The sequence below is a fragment of the Pseudomonas sp. CFBP 13711 genome, from assembly GCF_014842265.1.
In the GTDB taxonomy this organism is placed as follows: domain Bacteria; phylum Pseudomonadota; class Gammaproteobacteria; order Pseudomonadales; family Pseudomonadaceae; genus Aquipseudomonas.
This window is the reverse complement of record NZ_JACYVI010000001.1, coordinates 750,239-764,941: the sequence shown is the minus strand read 5'-3', so window position 1 is coordinate 764,941 and position 14,703 is coordinate 750,239. Positions and strand designations below refer to the sequence as shown.

Here is a 14,703-nt window from a genome sequence, read left to right as displayed (position 1 = left end):
CTTCAGATGACCTTGAGCCGCATCCGCAATATCGGATGCGGTCGGCCGAGCCCGTCCAGCTCGGTCCGGCCCACCACTTCAAACCCCTGCCGTTCGTAAAACCCCCGCGCTTGGGCATTTTGTTCGTTCACGTCCAGCTCGGTAATGTGGAAGTGCTCCATCGCGTAGTCCAGCAGTTGCTGGCCCAGGCCCGTGCCACGGTGGTCGGGGGCAATGAACAGCATTTCGAGTTTGCCCGGGGTGGTGCCGGCGAAACCGGTGATGCGCAGGTGTGAGTCGCGGGTGCAGAACAGGTTTACGGCGCCCAGGTACTGGGTTTCCAGCAGATGCCGGAGCAGCGTGATGTAGTTCTCGGGCAGAAAGTCATGGGTCGCGCGCACGGACGCTTCCCAGACCCGGATGAGTTCGGCGAAGTCGTGCTGCCTGGGCAGATAAATGACCGAGTGCCGGGTCATGTGGCCGCTGCTCCCTGGGTAGTGATCCTGATGTGGGGACGATAGCCAGAAAAAACAAACCCCGCCGTTTTACGGGCAGGGCTGTTGGAGGTGAAGCGGCGTGCGAGCCAGGGATTGAGCGTTAGATTGGCTCAGCCCACAGGTCGTACTCATCGGCATCCACCACCCGGCACATGACTTTGTCGCCTGGCTTGAAGTCACGGTCGCTTTCCACGAAGACGTTACCGTCGATTTCCGGTGCGTCGAAGAACGAGCGACCGACGAAGCCCTGTTCATCCACTTCGTCGATCAGCACTTCGATTTCCTTGCCGATTTTCATCTGCAGGCGTGCGGCGCTGATGGCTTGCTGGTGCGCCATGAAGCGATCCCAGCGATCCTGCTTGATGTCGTCCGGAACAATCGGTGCATCCAGCAGGTTCGCCGGCGCGCCCTCGACAGGGGAGTACTGGAAGCAGCCGACGCGATCCAGCTGGGCTTCAGTCAGCCAGTCCAGCAGGTACTGGAAGTCTTCCTCGGTTTCGCCCGGGAAGCCGACGATGAATGTCGAGCGGATGATCAGGTCCGGGCACTGTTCGCGCCAGTTCTTGATGCGCGCCAGGGTCTTGTCTTCGAAGGCCGGGCGTTTCATCAGCTTGAGGATCTTCGGGCTGGCGTGCTGGAACGGGATGTCCAGGTACGGCAGGATCTTGCCCGCCGCCATCAACGGAATGATCTCGTCGACGTGCGGGTACGGGTAAACGTAGTGCAGGCGTACCCACACTCCCAGCGAACTTAGGGCCTGGCACAGCTCGGTCATGCGTGTGCGGACCGGCTGACCGTTCCAGAAACCGGTGCGGTACTTGATGTCGACGCCGTAGGCGCTGGTGTCCTGGGAAATCACCAGCAGTTCTTTCACGCCGGCTTTGACCAGACGCTGCGCTTCGTCGAGCACATCGCCAATCGGGCGGCTGACCAGCTTGCCGCGCATGGACGGGATGATGCAGAAGCTGCAGCTGTGGTTGCAGCCTTCGGAAATCTTCAGGTACGCGTAATGGCGTGGGGTCAGCTTGACCCCTTGCGGCGGCACCAGATCGATCAGCGGGTTGTGATCGAGCTTCGGCGGGGCGGCGTCGTGGACGGCATTGACCACTTGCTCGTACTGCTGCGGACCGGTGACGGCCAGCACGCTCGGGTGCACGCTGCGAATCACGCTTTCATCCACGCCCATGCAGCCGGTGACGATCACTTTGCCGTTTTCGGCCAGCGCCTCGCCAATGGTCTCGAGGGACTCGGCCTTGGCGCTGTCGATGAAACCGCAGGTGTTGACCACGACCACGTCAGCGTCCTGGTAGGTCGGCACGACCTGATAGCCTTCCATGCGCAGCTGGGTCAGGATGCGCTCGGAATCGACCAGAGCCTTCGGGCAACCGAGGCTGACAAAGCCGACCTTGGGGGCGGCAGACGTGGTGACGGTGGACATTGACTAACCTCGGCGTAGGATGCCCGGCGTTTGGCCGAAGCATTGACTGGGCGCTTGGGGCGCCTCTGATCAAAAAGTGCGCAATTCTAGCGGCGCGTCGAACGATTGACCAGTGTTATACAGAGAATTACGACGAGTGCTGCGCTATGCTTCGCGGCGTTACGCCCGGCACCCCAAGTGGGCCGGGCGCATCGGAATTTACCGGTGCGGCGTGGGTCAATCCGACAACGCCGGATCGCGGTGCTCGAGTCATGGTTTCAGGAGTGGTAAATGGGTCACGCAACGAGTCAGGCAGAGGTCGGGCATTCTTCGGCGAAACCGTTGAGTCTGCTGGTGGGCGCGGTGGGTGTAGCCTATGGCGACATCGGTACCAGCCCGCTTTACACCATTAAAGAGGTCTTCGTCGGCGGCTATGGCGTGCAGGCCGGCCACGATGCCGTGCTGGGCATTCTGTCGCTGATCTTTTGGTCACTGATCTGGGTGGTCTCCTTCAAGTACATGGCCCTGGTGCTGCGCGCCGACAACGAAGGCGAAGGCGGCATCATGGCGCTAACGGCGCTGGCGCGAAGGGCTTCAGCCAAATACCCGAAGCTACAGGCGAGCATGATCGTCTTCGGCCTGTTCGGCGCGGCGCTGTTTTACGGCGACAGCATGATCACCCCGGCGATCTCGGTGCTGTCCGCGGTCGAAGGCATGGAGCTGGCCTTTGACGGACTGGAGCACTGGGTGGTGCCGATTGCATTGGTCGTGCTGGTGGCGCTGTTTCTGATTCAGCGTCACGGCACTGCGCGCATCGGCGTGATGTTCGGCCCGATCATGGTGCTGTGGTTCGTGACCCTCGGCGTGCTTGGCGTTCACGGCATCCTGCAACAGCCGGAAGTGCTGCATGCCGTCAACCCGGTGTGGGCGGTTCGCTTCTTTATTGATCATCCCGGCATTGGCGTTTCGGTGTTGGGCGCTGTGGTGCTCGCACTGACCGGTGCCGAGGCGCTGTATGCGGACATGGGTCACTTCGGTCGCAAGCCGATCTCCCGTGCGTGGTTCGCGCTGGTCCTGCCGGCACTGGTGCTGAACTACTTCGGTCAGGGCGCCCTGGTGATTCAAGACCCTGAAGCGGTACGCAACCCGTTCTACCTGCTGGCGCCGAGTTGGGCCCTGTTGCCTTTGATTGCCCTGTCGACGCTGGCGACCATTATTGCTTCGCAGGCGGTGATTTCCGGGGCGTTCTCGATGACGCTGCAGGCGATCCAGCTCGGCTACATCCCGCGCATGTACATCCAGCACACCTCGAGCGACGCCCAAGGGCAGATCTACATCGGTGCGGTGAACTGGGCGCTGATGGTCGGGGTCATCCTGCTGGTGCTGGGATTCGAATCCTCCGGCGCGCTGGCCTCGGCCTACGGCGTGGCGGTGACCGGCACGATGCTCTGCACAACGATTCTGGTGGCGTCGGTCATGCTGCTGGCCTGGAAATGGCCGCCGCTGATCGCGGTGCCGATTTTGGTCGGATGCCTGTTCGTGGACGGTATGTTCTTCGCGGCCAACGTGCCAAAAGTCATTCAGGGCGGGGCGTTCCCGTTCCTGGCGGGTATCGCGCTGTTTATCCTGATGACCACCTGGAAGCGCGGCAAGCAGCTGTTGGTAGATCGCATCGACGAGGGCGGTCTGCCGCTGCCGATCTTCATCAGCAGTATTCGCGTGCAGCCGCCCCATCGCGTTCAGGGCACGGCCGTATTTCTCACGGCCCGCGCGGACGCCGTTCCCCATGCGCTGTTGCATAACCTGCTGCACAACCAGGTGCTCCATGAGCAAGTGGTGCTGCTGACCGTCGTGTACGAAGACACCCCGCGCGTGCCGACGGCCCAGCGCTTCGAGGTCGAGGCGTTTGGCGAGGGCTTCTATCGCGTGATTCTGCATTTTGGCTTCATCGACGAGCCGGACGTGCCGGCAGCGCTAAGCCTGTGTCACCTGAAGGAGCTGGACTTCAGCCCGATGCGCACGACCTACTTCCTCAGCCGCGAAACCGTGGTCTCGTCGAAACTGGTGGGCATGGCCCGCTGGCGCGAGGGCCTGTTCTCGTTCATGTTGAAGAACGCCAACGGCAATTTGCGTTTCTTCAAACTGCCGTTCAACCGAGTGATCGAGTTGGGCACGCAGGTGGAGATGTAAGCAGCTCCGCTTCGGCGGGGTTTAACCGGGAGTGTGCCGGGTGTCACGCCGTGAGATTGATGGCGTATGCACTGGCCTCTTCCCGGCTGAAGCCGGTCCTAAAGAGGTCGGCCTCACGTCAGCGAGTAGCTGAAACAAAAAAATCCCCGCAATCGCAAGAAAGCGGGGATTTTTTATGGGCGGGCGATTACTCCGCGGCGGGTTCTTTGCCCTTCCACTTGTCGATCACCGCACTCAGGCGCTTGGCCAGGGCCGGGTAGTCTTCGTCGAAGTGATGGCCGCCTGGCAGTTGCATCTTCTCGCCAGGTGCTGTGGTTTCCGTACAGCCGCTTTCATCCTTCTCTTCAATGCCATAGACACACAACACCTTGTCGCCGGGCAGCTTGGCCATTTCAGGGCCTGTCGCCGCTTCCTTACCGGCTGCGCCCAACCAGCCTTCGACGGCAATCTCGAAGCTGCCGGTGCGGGCGAAGGCCAGCAGGATGATGCCGTCGACCCGCGCCTTGTCTTCTTCCGGCAAGCGGTTGTAGATCGCTGGCAACACGTCGGCGCCGAAGGAATAGCCCGCCAGCACGAAATGCTTGGCGCCCCATTTCTGCCGGTAATGGGCCATCAGCTCGCTCAGATCAGCGGCGGTCTGTTCTGGCGATTTGTGCTCCCAGTAGTAACGAAGGGTGTCGATGCCGACGACCGGGTAGCCACCCATTTTCGCCATGTCGCCCGCCACGTCCTTGTCCAGGTCGCGCCAGCCACCGTCGCCGGACAGAAACAGCGTCACCGTGTCAGAGGGCTGGGAAGACGGCACCTCGACCACCGGAATGTTCAGGCCACCGTTGTCGTCACCCCCAATCAGGCGACGGCGCACTTCGTTGTTCAGCACCTGCGGGTACTTGATGTCGTAGTCGCTGATGCTGGTTTCGGTATTGGGTGCGTCACGGACCAGCGTGGCGCTTTCGTCGTCGGGGCCGTCGTTCCAGGCGACCGTCCACTTGCCGTGGGCGGCGGCCTTCGGCACAGGGTCGGTGCAACCCGGCTGATCGCGGACGAAGCCAACCGAGATGGCCCGGGCATTGTCGTTGTCCTGACCGGCCAGCCAGCGCCACGCCAGGGAAGCACCCGCACCGACACCGGCAACCAGATCAGGCGCGCCGTCGAGCTTCTGCAGCGCGGCATTGAAGGTTTTCGCCTGAAGCTGACAATCGTCCTTCGGCAGCGTCACTTGTACGACCCGGGCCGAAGCGTCGTAGCTCAAGGCGAGCAGTTGTTTCTCGGTCAGTGATTCTTCAGTGGTCACGGCGAGCGCGACCTGGGTTTTCACCTTGGTCGAAGGCACCACCCGGATCAGTGCAGAGCCGTCATCCAGGGTGATGTGTTCAAGAGTCGGTTGCGCGGCGGGGCGGTTCCACAGCCAGAAACCCAATGCCACCACCAGAATTACCAGGGCTGCGAGCAAAAAGCGCCAGTAGCGTTGAATCATCAGCGTTTCACCAATCCAGTCAGGCCGCCCGCAATCAGGGCGGCGGTATCTGCCAGTGCCACGAGCGGATCAAGTCCTGCGGGCACGGCCATGTAACGAGGTTCCCAGTCAGGCTGGAATTTGTCTTTGAAACGGCGCAGCCCCTGGAAGTTGTAGAGCTGCTCGCCACGGCTGAACACCATCGAGCCCAGACGTTGGGTCAAGGGCGCGCCACGTCGCGGTTGCAGCCCGGACAACGGGACCATGCCGAGGCTGAAGCGGGCGTAACCTTCTTTTTTGTAATGCAGGATCAGCCCGACCATCATGAATTCCATGGTCAGCTTCGGCGCTTCCGGGTGCGAGCGCATGAGGTCCAGGCTCGCCAGATCATTGCGCGAGGTCTCCAGCAAATTGGAGAACGCGACCGGCTTGCCCTGGAAATGCACGATGGCGATGCGGAAATGCTTGAGGTAATCCAGGCTGAAGCGCCCGAGGGAGAAGCCTTTCTCGCGCACGTTCTTGCCCATCAGCCACGCATCGGAAATCACTTTGAGCTCGTCCATGGGCGCTTGACCCACTTCGTAGATTTCCAGCGACAGACCGTCGCGCCCACCCCGATTCCAGGTGTAGCGCAGGTCCTTCATTTCCTTGCCCTTGGCTTCGATGTCGAACTTGTGCAGATCGACTCGGGCCTCTTCGCCCAGCTTGATCGCAGTCAGGCCGATGTCCATGTAGAACGGCAGGTTCTCCGCACGCACCTGATAGAACACCGGGCGGGCATGGTGAACGTCACACAGATCGCGGAACTGCCAGATCAGCTCGGCCCGCTGCTGGGTCGGGCCGATCGGATCGTACAGCGCAACCAGGCTGCGGCCGCGATGGGCGTACATCAGAAACGCATTGCCGTCAGGGTGCATCAGCACGGCCTTGTCGCCGGTCAGCACCAAACCGCCATCGGGCTGGCTGGATGCTTTGATGATCTCCGCGGCTTTGGCCAGCTGTGCCTCATCTGGCAGGTTGATCACAGGGCGCGCGGTACGCAGCAGCCAGGTCAGCGAGACGATCAGCAGCAACACCGCGCTTCCGAGCGCCGAGCGCAGACCCCGTGGGGCATCGGCGTCCAGTGTGAACTGCCACCACAGCTGGTGGCTGTAGGGCACGTCTTGATAGGCGAACAGCAGCAGCCAGACCGAAGCACCCAGCACGCAGACACTGGCGACCAGATACAGCGGTGAAAACGGCAGTTCCAGCAAGCGACTCGGACGGTAGAACGAGCGACGGAAGATGGTCAGCAGGCACGCGGTCAGCAGCAGCAGACTCGCTTCTTCCCAGTCGAAACCCTTGAGGATCGACAGAATGGAGCCCACAAACAGCAGAATCGTGGTCAGCATCCACGCCGCCGACAGGCGACGACGCAGGCCCTGCGCGAGCAACAGGCAGAGCACGCCGATCAGGCTGGCGCCGAAGTGAGAGGCGTCGATCAGTCGATGGGGAATGAGGAAGCCGAGGCTCTCCAGGCGGGTGTCGATCTCGGGGGTCGAGCCGGAAAACAGCAGCACCACGCCGGAGAGAAATACCAGCAACGCCAGAATCGGAGCGCCAAGGCCTGACGCAACGCGCATGGCTTGTTGCGCAAACAATAGTCGCTTGGCCTCGCTGTAAAGCAGTACCAGACAAGCGATCAGCAGCGGCATCACCACGTAGATCAGGCGGTACAGCAGCAGCGCGGCGGCCAGCGGTGCGGCGCCCAGCTCGTCGGCAAAGGCGGCGAGCAGAATGGCTTCAAAGACGCCGACGCCACCGGGCACGTGGCTGAGGACACCTGCGGCCAGGGCCAGCAGGTAAACCAGCAGGAACGCACCGAAGGGCGGGGCGGAGGGCAGCAACAGATAGAGGACGGCAGCAGCGGCGGCGACGTCCAGCGCAGTAATCACCAACTGCATCAGGGTCAGGCGTACGCCAGGCAGACGCAGGGTGCGGCGGCCGGCGCGGACCAGCAGGTTATGCGGGATCGTCTGTTCCGGCAGGCGTCGGCGATAGATGGCATAACCCAGAATCAGACTGAACGCGAGCACGGCGACTGCAACGGTTGCCAGTACCGGCACTGATACATGCAGAGCCAGCGAAGCGGCGGGCAGGTCGCTCAAGGTCGCGAGGGCAGCCAGCGGGGGAAGTGCGCAACCCAAGGACAGGCTGGCAAACAGGGTCATGTGGGCAACTTCGCCCGCACCCAGTCCCAATCGCGAGTAAAGGCGGTAACGAACCGAGCCGCCGGACAGCATCGACAGGCCTACGGCGTTGCCGATGGCGAACGCGCAAAACCCGCCCATGATCAGCGACTTCGGCGGCAGATCGACATTGGCGTAGCGACTGGCGGACCACTCGTAGCCCAGCAGAATCACGAACCCGATGGCAGTCGCCAGCACTGCGCCGGCCAGAGAAGGCAGCGGCACACTGAGCAGCGAATCCTGCAGAGCGTAGATGTCCAGCTCGGTCAGCATGTGCCGACAGGCGATCAGGGCGATGGCGAACAGCAGGATGGTGACGCCTAACCCAATGGGTTGACGGTACTTGCTCACCAGTTCGCGTAGACGCAGTCGTTTCGGGGGAGCCGGAGGATGCTCCGTCACTGCTTCGTTTGTGTCGGACGGGTTGGCGCGCATCAATCACTCCTTGGATCGTGCGCGACAGGATGGAGGTATACAGCCAAGTTACCAATCCCTACGCAAAAAATAATTCAGGATGTTAGCGCTTGAACGTCTAACGGGCGAATACCACGGATACGTATCGGTGACCGTTCAGTCTAGGTTCAGTCGTTGGCCAGCGTATCGGCAGGGGAGATCAAAACTATCGCTCCCGGCAACATACAGTAACAAGACCTCTCGGATGAACGCACCCCGGTAATGGGATGTGACAAGGATTCCGGCCCGCTGTTCGAGCGCTTTCAGCGAGGCAAAAAAAAGGCCACTCTTTCGAGTAGCCTTTTTAGATGTTGGTTGCGGGAGCCGGATTTGAACCGACGACCTTCGGGTTATGAGCCCGACGAGCTACCAGACTGCTCCATCCCGCGTCTGTGTGGCGGCATTCTACAGTCGAACGACGAAGTGTCAACCTTTAATGCCAGGGATCGACAAAATAACCGCATCGGGAGCGTTGGGGCGCCTAAGTGGCGGTTGGACAAGGCTTTTATCGCAATCCGCGCCTGACAGCAGGTCGCCATCATCCACAGGCCTTGTTTCATTAATATGAAGCGCTGGGTGGAGAGGGCGGCGGGATCGCGCTTCCCCAAATGACAGCCACAAAAAAGGCCACTCTTTCGAGTAGCCTTTTTTGATGTTTGGTTGCGGGAGCCGGATTTGAACCGACGACCTTCGGGTTATGAGCCCGACGAGCTACCAGACTGCTCCATCCCGCGTCTGTGTGGCGGCATTCTACAGAGGATCGCCGGGCTGTCAAGCAATCGGCAGAAAAAAAGGCTTTTTCTTCAATCGGTTAGCGTGAACGTGTCGCGGAGAGCCATGGCGCGTCTCGCTTTCGGGACTTTCAGGGGCGGTTTCTTGGAGTGGCATGGCCGTAGGGGACGAGGCTTATTCAGTGTCAGAAAGTCGCGTGAATGAGATACTGCTCGACCGTTTTCCTACGACCCTATGTGATGCCGCAGCGCAAAATCATCCATATCGACTGTGATTGCTTCTACGCCGCTATTGAGATGCGCGACGACCCGCGTCTGGCCGGCAAGCCGTTGGCAGTCGGCGGGTCGGCTGAACGGCGGGGTGTCATTGCGACCTGCAACTACGAAGCTCGGGCCTACGGCATCCGCTCCGCGATGTCATCCCGACATGCGCTGACGCTGTGCCCGGATCTCACCATCGTCAAACCGAGAATGGATGCCTATAAAGAAGCATCGAAAGAGATCCAGACGATCTTCCGTGACTACACCGATCTGATCGAGCCGCTGTCGCTGGATGAGGCTTATCTGGATGTCACGGAATGCGAGCACTTTTCCGGCAGTGCGACGCGGATCGCCCAGGACATTCGGCGGCGCGTTTCCAATCAGTTGCACATCACCGTTTCCGCCGGCGTCGCTCCGAACAAGTTTCTGGCCAAGATCGCCAGCGACTGGAAAAAGCCCAACGGGTTGTTTGTCATTACCCCGGATCAGGTGGAAGACTTTGTCTCCGAATTGCCGGTGTCCAAGTTACACGGCGTTGGCAAAGTAACGGCCGACAAGCTGGGCCGCCTCGGCATCATCACCTGCGCCGATTTGCGCGGCTGGAGCAAGCTTTCGCTGGTGCGGGAATTCGGCTCATTTGGCGAGCGGCTGTGGAATCTGGCCCATGGTGTGGATGAGCGGCCCGTGCAGAACGACAATCGCCGCCAGTCGGTCAGTGTCGAAAATACCTATGACACTGATCTGCCGGACCTCGCCAGTTGCCTGCTGATGCTGCCGGCATTGCTGGAAACGTTGAACGACCGCATCGCGCGGATTGACACCCTTTACCGCCCTGGCAAACCGTTCGTAAAGGTCAAGTTTCATGACTTCACCCAGACAACGCTGGAACAGGCGGGGGCAGGGCGGGACTTGAGCAGTTATGAGCAACTGTTGACCCAGGCGTTCGCACGGGGCGGTAAGCCGGTGCGATTGCTTGGGATTGGTGTACGTCTGCATGACCTTCGGGCTGCCCATGAGCAGCTCGAGTTGTTCAGCTGAGACTGGTTCAGGCCAGGCTATTCGCTGCCCGGCGGTACCGCGACCAGGCGACCAGCATCTTTTGCCAGTGCCCGAAGGAATTCGTGCTGCAACTGCGGATCGTTGCGGGTCAGCTCGATCAATGACTGTTCCAGCTCACTGGCTTCCTCTTCCAGTCCCAGCTCGGACAGGCGCTTGACGCGATGCACCCACTGGCTGACTTCGTCATCTTCCAGATCGTCGTAGATCAGGTCGTGGGCTTCAATCAGCTTGCCGCGCAGTGATTTGCTCAGTGGCAACGTGGCAGTTGCCTGAACGTTGCTTTGCTCATCCTGCACTTTGATGTTCAGTTGCGTGACATAGCTGAGGTTCTGCTCGGCGAACGGGCTGTCCAGCAGATTCACGCGCAGCACGCCGTTACGGTCCGTATTCAACTCGTGGGTCTCTTTGCCCGCGGTGACTTCAACCGGCGCTTCACTCCACGGCAGACTCGAATGCTCGACGCGGTGATCGCGCTGTACTTCGTCGATACCGGCCAGGTTCTGTTGAGCGCGACCATGGGAGGGTGCGTTCATGAACGGGTTGACCCCCGCGACGCCGTAAGTGAGCCAGTCCTTGGTGACACTGTCGGGCAGACTGCCAAACGTCAGTACGTTGACCACATTGGCGCCGATGCCCGCGACGATGGCCACCGCGCCCAGTGGGATTTCATAGACTTCCCGCCACGGCTGATACGGCGTGTACCGGTCGTAGTGCCGGGTGACTTCGAATTCGGTGATGTCGAAGGTTTTCAGCTCGTGGATGCGTATCCGGCGCTGGGGCAATTCCAGCGTCTTGGGATCGCCAAGGTCGACCTGAAAACTGTGGTCGAGCAATTTGCGCTCGACACGTTCTTCATGCTCGCTGCGTTGAGACAGATGATTGGCACAGCCGCCAAGAAACAGGCTGGTGCACAACACAGCGCCTGCGAGACGTGAGGGATTTCGCTTGAACATGAGATCTCTAGGTGCAGGTAAGGCGCATAGCAGAGGCGTGGCGGATGAAAGCGCGCCTGCACAATCGCAGGCGCGCAATCCGGTCAGCGCTTGATCCGGTCCTTGATGAAAGACAACACATCGGCGACAGGCAGGGCCTGCGCTTCGGCTTCGGTGCGGCTCTTGTATTCGAGGTTACCCTCGGCAAGACCACGGTCACTGACCACGATGCGATGCGGAATGCCGATCAGTTCCATGTCAGCGAACTTGATCCCCGGGCTGGTCTTCTTGTCGCGGTCATCCAGCAACACTTCGAAGCCGGCAGCCGTCAGTTCGGCGTACAGCTTGTCGGTTGCCTCTTTAACCGCATCGGTTTCGTAGCGCAGCGGCACGAGGGCGATCTGGAAAGGCGCGAGCGCGTCGCTCCAGATGATGCCGTTTGCGTCGTTGTTCTGCTCGATCGCGGCAGCCACAACGCGCGACACACCAATCCCGTAGCAGCCCATGGTCAGTGTGACCGGCTTGCCGTTCTCGCCCAGCACCTGGCACTTCATCGCGTCGCTGTACTTGGTGCCCAGCTGGAAGATGTGCCCGACTTCGATGCCGCGCTTGATGATCACGTTGCCCTGACCATCCGGGCTCGGGTCGCCGGCGACGACGTTACGCAGGTCAGCGACGGTCGGAACAGGCAGGTCCCGCTCCCAGTTGACGCCGAAGTAGTGCTTGTCGTCGATGTTCGCGCCAATACCGAAGTCGCTCATCAGCTCAACCGAGCGGTCGATGATGCACGGCAGCGGCAGATTCAGCGGGCCGAGGGAACCCGCGCCGGCGCCAATGGCATCGCGCAGTTCGGCTTCGGAGGCCATGACCAGCGGGCTGGCGACTTGCTCCAGATTCGACGCCTTGATTTCGTTGAGTTCGTGATCGCCACGGATAATCAGCGCAATCAGCTTGCCTTCTTCAGCGGCATGCACAACCAGCGTCTTGACGGTCTTTTCGATCGGCAGATTGAACTGCTCGACCAGGGCCGCGATGGTCTTCGCGTCAGGGGTGTCGACAAGGCGCAGCTCTTCTGTCGGCGCAGGGCGGCTGGCCTCGCGCGGAATGGCTTCAGCCTTTTCAATGTTCGCGGCGTAGTCGGAGGTGTCGCTGAACACGATGTCGTCTTCGCCGGACTCGGCCAGCACGTGGAACTCATGGGAGCCCGCGCCACCAATGGAGCCGTTGTCGGCCACGACCGGGCGGAAGTTCAGGCCCAGACGAGTGAACACGTTGCAGTACGCCTGATGCATACGGTCGTAGGTTTCCTGCAGGGAATCCTGGGTCGCATGGAAGGAATAGGCGTCCTTCATGATGAACTCGCGGCCGCGCATCAAACCGAATCGCGGGCGGATTTCGTCACGGAATTTGGTCTGGATCTGATACATGTTGATGGGCAGCTGTTTATAGCTGTTGAGTTCGTTGCGGGCCAGATCGGTGATGACCTCTTCGTGGGTCGGGCCCGCGCAGAAATCGCGATCGTGACGGTCTTTCAAGCGCAACAGCTCAGGGCCGTACTGTTCCCAGCGGCCCGACTCCTGCCAGAGCTCTGCCGGCTGAATACCCGGCATCAACACTTCCAGCGCGCCCGCTGCGTTCATCTCTTCGCGAACCACCGCTTCGACCTTGCGCAGTACCCGCAGGCCCATGGGGAGCCAGGTGTACAGACCGGAGGCAAGTTTGCGGATCATGCCGGCACGAAGCATCAGCTGATGGCTGATCACGACCGCATCGGATGGCGTTTCTTTCTGTGTGGCGAGCAAATATTGACTGGTACGCATGGTCGGCCGTTGTCGGTTGCGGTGACTGGGAAATGACCCGGCATTGTACGGTGGTGGTATCGCTGAGTACAGGCCGGGCGGGCACCGCAGGAGCAGGGATTGTCAACCGCGCGCCCATGAAAAAGCCCGGCGCGAGGGCCGGGCTTTTCTATAACGAGTGTCAGACAGTGCGATTACAAGACCGAAATCGGGTAGTCGACGATCAGACGGAACTCGTTGACATCGCCTTCGCCCTCGTCCGTGTTGGCACGGTGGAATGCTTGACGGATGCGGAACGACAGGTCTTTGGCTGGGCCAGTTTGAACAACGTACTTGGCCTCGACGTTGGTCTCGTGGTGGCTGCCATCAGAACCGTACAGGCCGGTGTAGGTGCTGTTCGATGGAGTGTGAGTCCCGTCGATGTCAGTACCGGTCACGTAGCGAGCCATGAAGCTCAGGCCTGGAACACCGTAGGTGGCCATGTTCAGGTCGTAGCGGGCTTGCCAGGATTTCTCACCCGGGGCGTTGAAGTCGGAGTATTGAATCGAGTTCGCCAGGAAGATCGAGTCGCCACCGCGGTTGTTGTCGCCGATACCGATGTAGTCGAACGGTGTATCACCGTTAACTTTCTGGAATGCCAGGGTCAGGGTATGAGCGGCCAGGAACGAGTAGGCTGCAGACAGGGAGAAAGCGTTGTTGTTGATGTCGCCTGCTTTCTTGCTGCCGGTGTCCTGGGTGTTGTAATAGTTGAAGTCAAACGCCAGCGCCTGGTCGTCAGTCAACGGCAGTGCGTAGTTCACGTTGCCGTAGTACTGGTTCCACACGTCTTCCAGTTTGTTGTAGTAGAAACCAACACCCAGGTTGTCGGTGATCGAGTACTTGCCGCCGCCGTAGGTAGCGGACTTGGAAGTCACGCCAGCGTAGGTGGCCCAGATATCGCCGTTGCGATTGGTCTCATCCTGGCTGGTGCCCGAAGTGAAGCGACCTGCTTCTACGTCGAGACCTTTGATCTCACTGCTCTGCAAGGTCACGCCAGTTGCTGTTTGTGGCAGCAGGCGGGAACCGCCAACTGCGAAAACCGGGTTCTGCGGCTGCATGTCGCCGATTTTCAGTTCGGTCTTGGAGACGCGGAATTTAACAGCGCCACCGGCCTTGCCGAAGCTGTCTTCGTTTTTACCCTGGCTGTCGGTCACCAGGTTGCCCGAACCCGAATACTTGTCCGAACCATCAAGCTTGAAGCCGGCATAGCCAAACGCGTCAACACCGACACCAATCAGGCCTTGGGTGTAACCGGAGCTGTAGTTAGCCCAGAAACCTTGAGTCCAGTCTTTGTCGTCTACCGCGCCATTCTTTTTGTCGCGATTATAGTAGTAGTTACGAGCCTTGACGTCGAGCTTGCTCCCCTCTACAAAACCAGTTGCTTCGGACTGATCGCTTACGAATGCCGCAGCCGATGCCAATTGGGTGCTGGCTGCAGTAACTGCCAGTGCGATTGCGCTCCACTTCATCACTCTCATCGTGACTTTGCTCCTTTGGTTTTTAAGAAGAGTACTGCCGTCCACCTGTTTTTTTATCTGGCCGGCTTCTTTCTTTTTGGTGTCGGCGAAATTTATAGCACGCTGACATTAATGGCGATAGTTACGAACCTATCCTTTCAATTTCTTTACGGCCTTGTCGCCGCCAGCTCTGTCCATGTCGCTA

Annotated in this window: 9 protein-coding genes and 2 tRNA genes; 2 read left to right on the top strand and 9 right to left on the bottom strand. The window is 60.2% G+C overall.

Annotated elements, in window-relative coordinates:
* Positions 1-2 precede the first annotated feature (2 nt).
* Positions 3-455 (bottom strand): GNAT family N-acetyltransferase, encoded by a 453-nt coding sequence (locus IFT47_RS03475; RefSeq protein ID WP_192170848.1) that lies wholly within the window; start codon positions 453-455, stop codon positions 3-5.
* Between the two features lie 121 nt (positions 456-576).
* The gene (gene rimO, locus IFT47_RS03470; protein ID WP_122537399.1) at positions 577-1,914 is read right to left on the bottom strand and encodes a 30S ribosomal protein S12 methylthiotransferase RimO; all 1,338 of its coding nucleotides are present in this window, start codon (positions 1,912-1,914) and stop codon (positions 577-579) included.
* 270 nt (positions 1,915-2,184) lie between these two features.
* Between rimO and IFT47_RS03465 the strand changes: the two genes are divergently transcribed.
* The gene (locus tag IFT47_RS03465; protein WP_192170849.1) at positions 2,185-4,083 is read left to right on the top strand and encodes a potassium transporter Kup; all 1,899 of its coding nucleotides are present in this window, start codon (positions 2,185-2,187) and stop codon (positions 4,081-4,083) included.
* Positions 4,084-4,270: 187 nt separating this feature from the next.
* Here IFT47_RS03465 and IFT47_RS03460 read toward each other — a convergent pair whose 3' ends face one another.
* The 4 genes from IFT47_RS03460 to IFT47_RS03445 all read right to left on the bottom strand — a co-directional run bounded on the left by IFT47_RS03460 (position 4,271) and on the right by IFT47_RS03445 (position 8,954).
* The gene (locus IFT47_RS03460; protein WP_192170850.1) at positions 4,271-5,560 is read right to left on the bottom strand and encodes a virulence factor family protein; all 1,290 of its coding nucleotides are present in this window, start codon (positions 5,558-5,560) and stop codon (positions 4,271-4,273) included.
* Positions 5,560-8,202 (bottom strand): bifunctional lysylphosphatidylglycerol flippase/synthetase MprF, encoded by a 2,643-nt coding sequence (gene mprF, locus IFT47_RS03455; RefSeq protein ID WP_192170851.1) that lies wholly within the window; start codon positions 8,200-8,202, stop codon positions 5,560-5,562. Before mprF ends, IFT47_RS03460 begins: the two co-directional genes overlap by 1 nt.
* Positions 8,203-8,532: 330 nt before the next feature.
* Positions 8,533-8,609, bottom strand: a tRNA-Met gene (locus tag IFT47_RS03450).
* 268 nt (positions 8,610-8,877) lie between these two features.
* A tRNA-Met gene (locus IFT47_RS03445) sits at positions 8,878-8,954 on the bottom strand.
* Between the two features lie 237 nt (positions 8,955-9,191).
* Here IFT47_RS03445 and dinB point away from each other — a divergent pair.
* Positions 9,192-10,250 (top strand): DNA polymerase IV, encoded by a 1,059-nt coding sequence (dinB, locus tag IFT47_RS03440; RefSeq protein WP_192170852.1) that lies wholly within the window; start codon positions 9,192-9,194, stop codon positions 10,248-10,250.
* Positions 10,251-10,267: 17 nt separating this feature from the next.
* On the opposite strand, the gene IFT47_RS03435 is transcribed toward dinB, so the two are convergent.
* From IFT47_RS03435 to IFT47_RS03425, 3 genes are all read right to left on the bottom strand, one after another.
* Positions 10,268-11,224 carry a hypothetical protein gene (locus tag IFT47_RS03435; protein WP_192170853.1) on the bottom strand — a complete coding sequence of 319 codons (957 nt, stop codon included), beginning with the start codon at positions 11,222-11,224 and terminating at the stop codon, positions 10,268-10,270.
* 83 nt (positions 11,225-11,307) lie between these two features.
* Entirely contained in the window at positions 11,308-13,023 is a 1,716-nt protein-coding gene (locus IFT47_RS03430) for a proline--tRNA ligase (protein ID WP_192170854.1), read from the bottom strand.
* Positions 13,024-13,196: 173 nt separating this feature from the next.
* Positions 13,197-14,519 carry an OprD family porin gene (locus IFT47_RS03425; protein ID WP_122623039.1) on the bottom strand — a complete coding sequence of 441 codons (1,323 nt, stop codon included), beginning with the start codon at positions 14,517-14,519 and terminating at the stop codon, positions 13,197-13,199.
* Positions 14,520-14,703 lie beyond the last annotated feature (184 nt).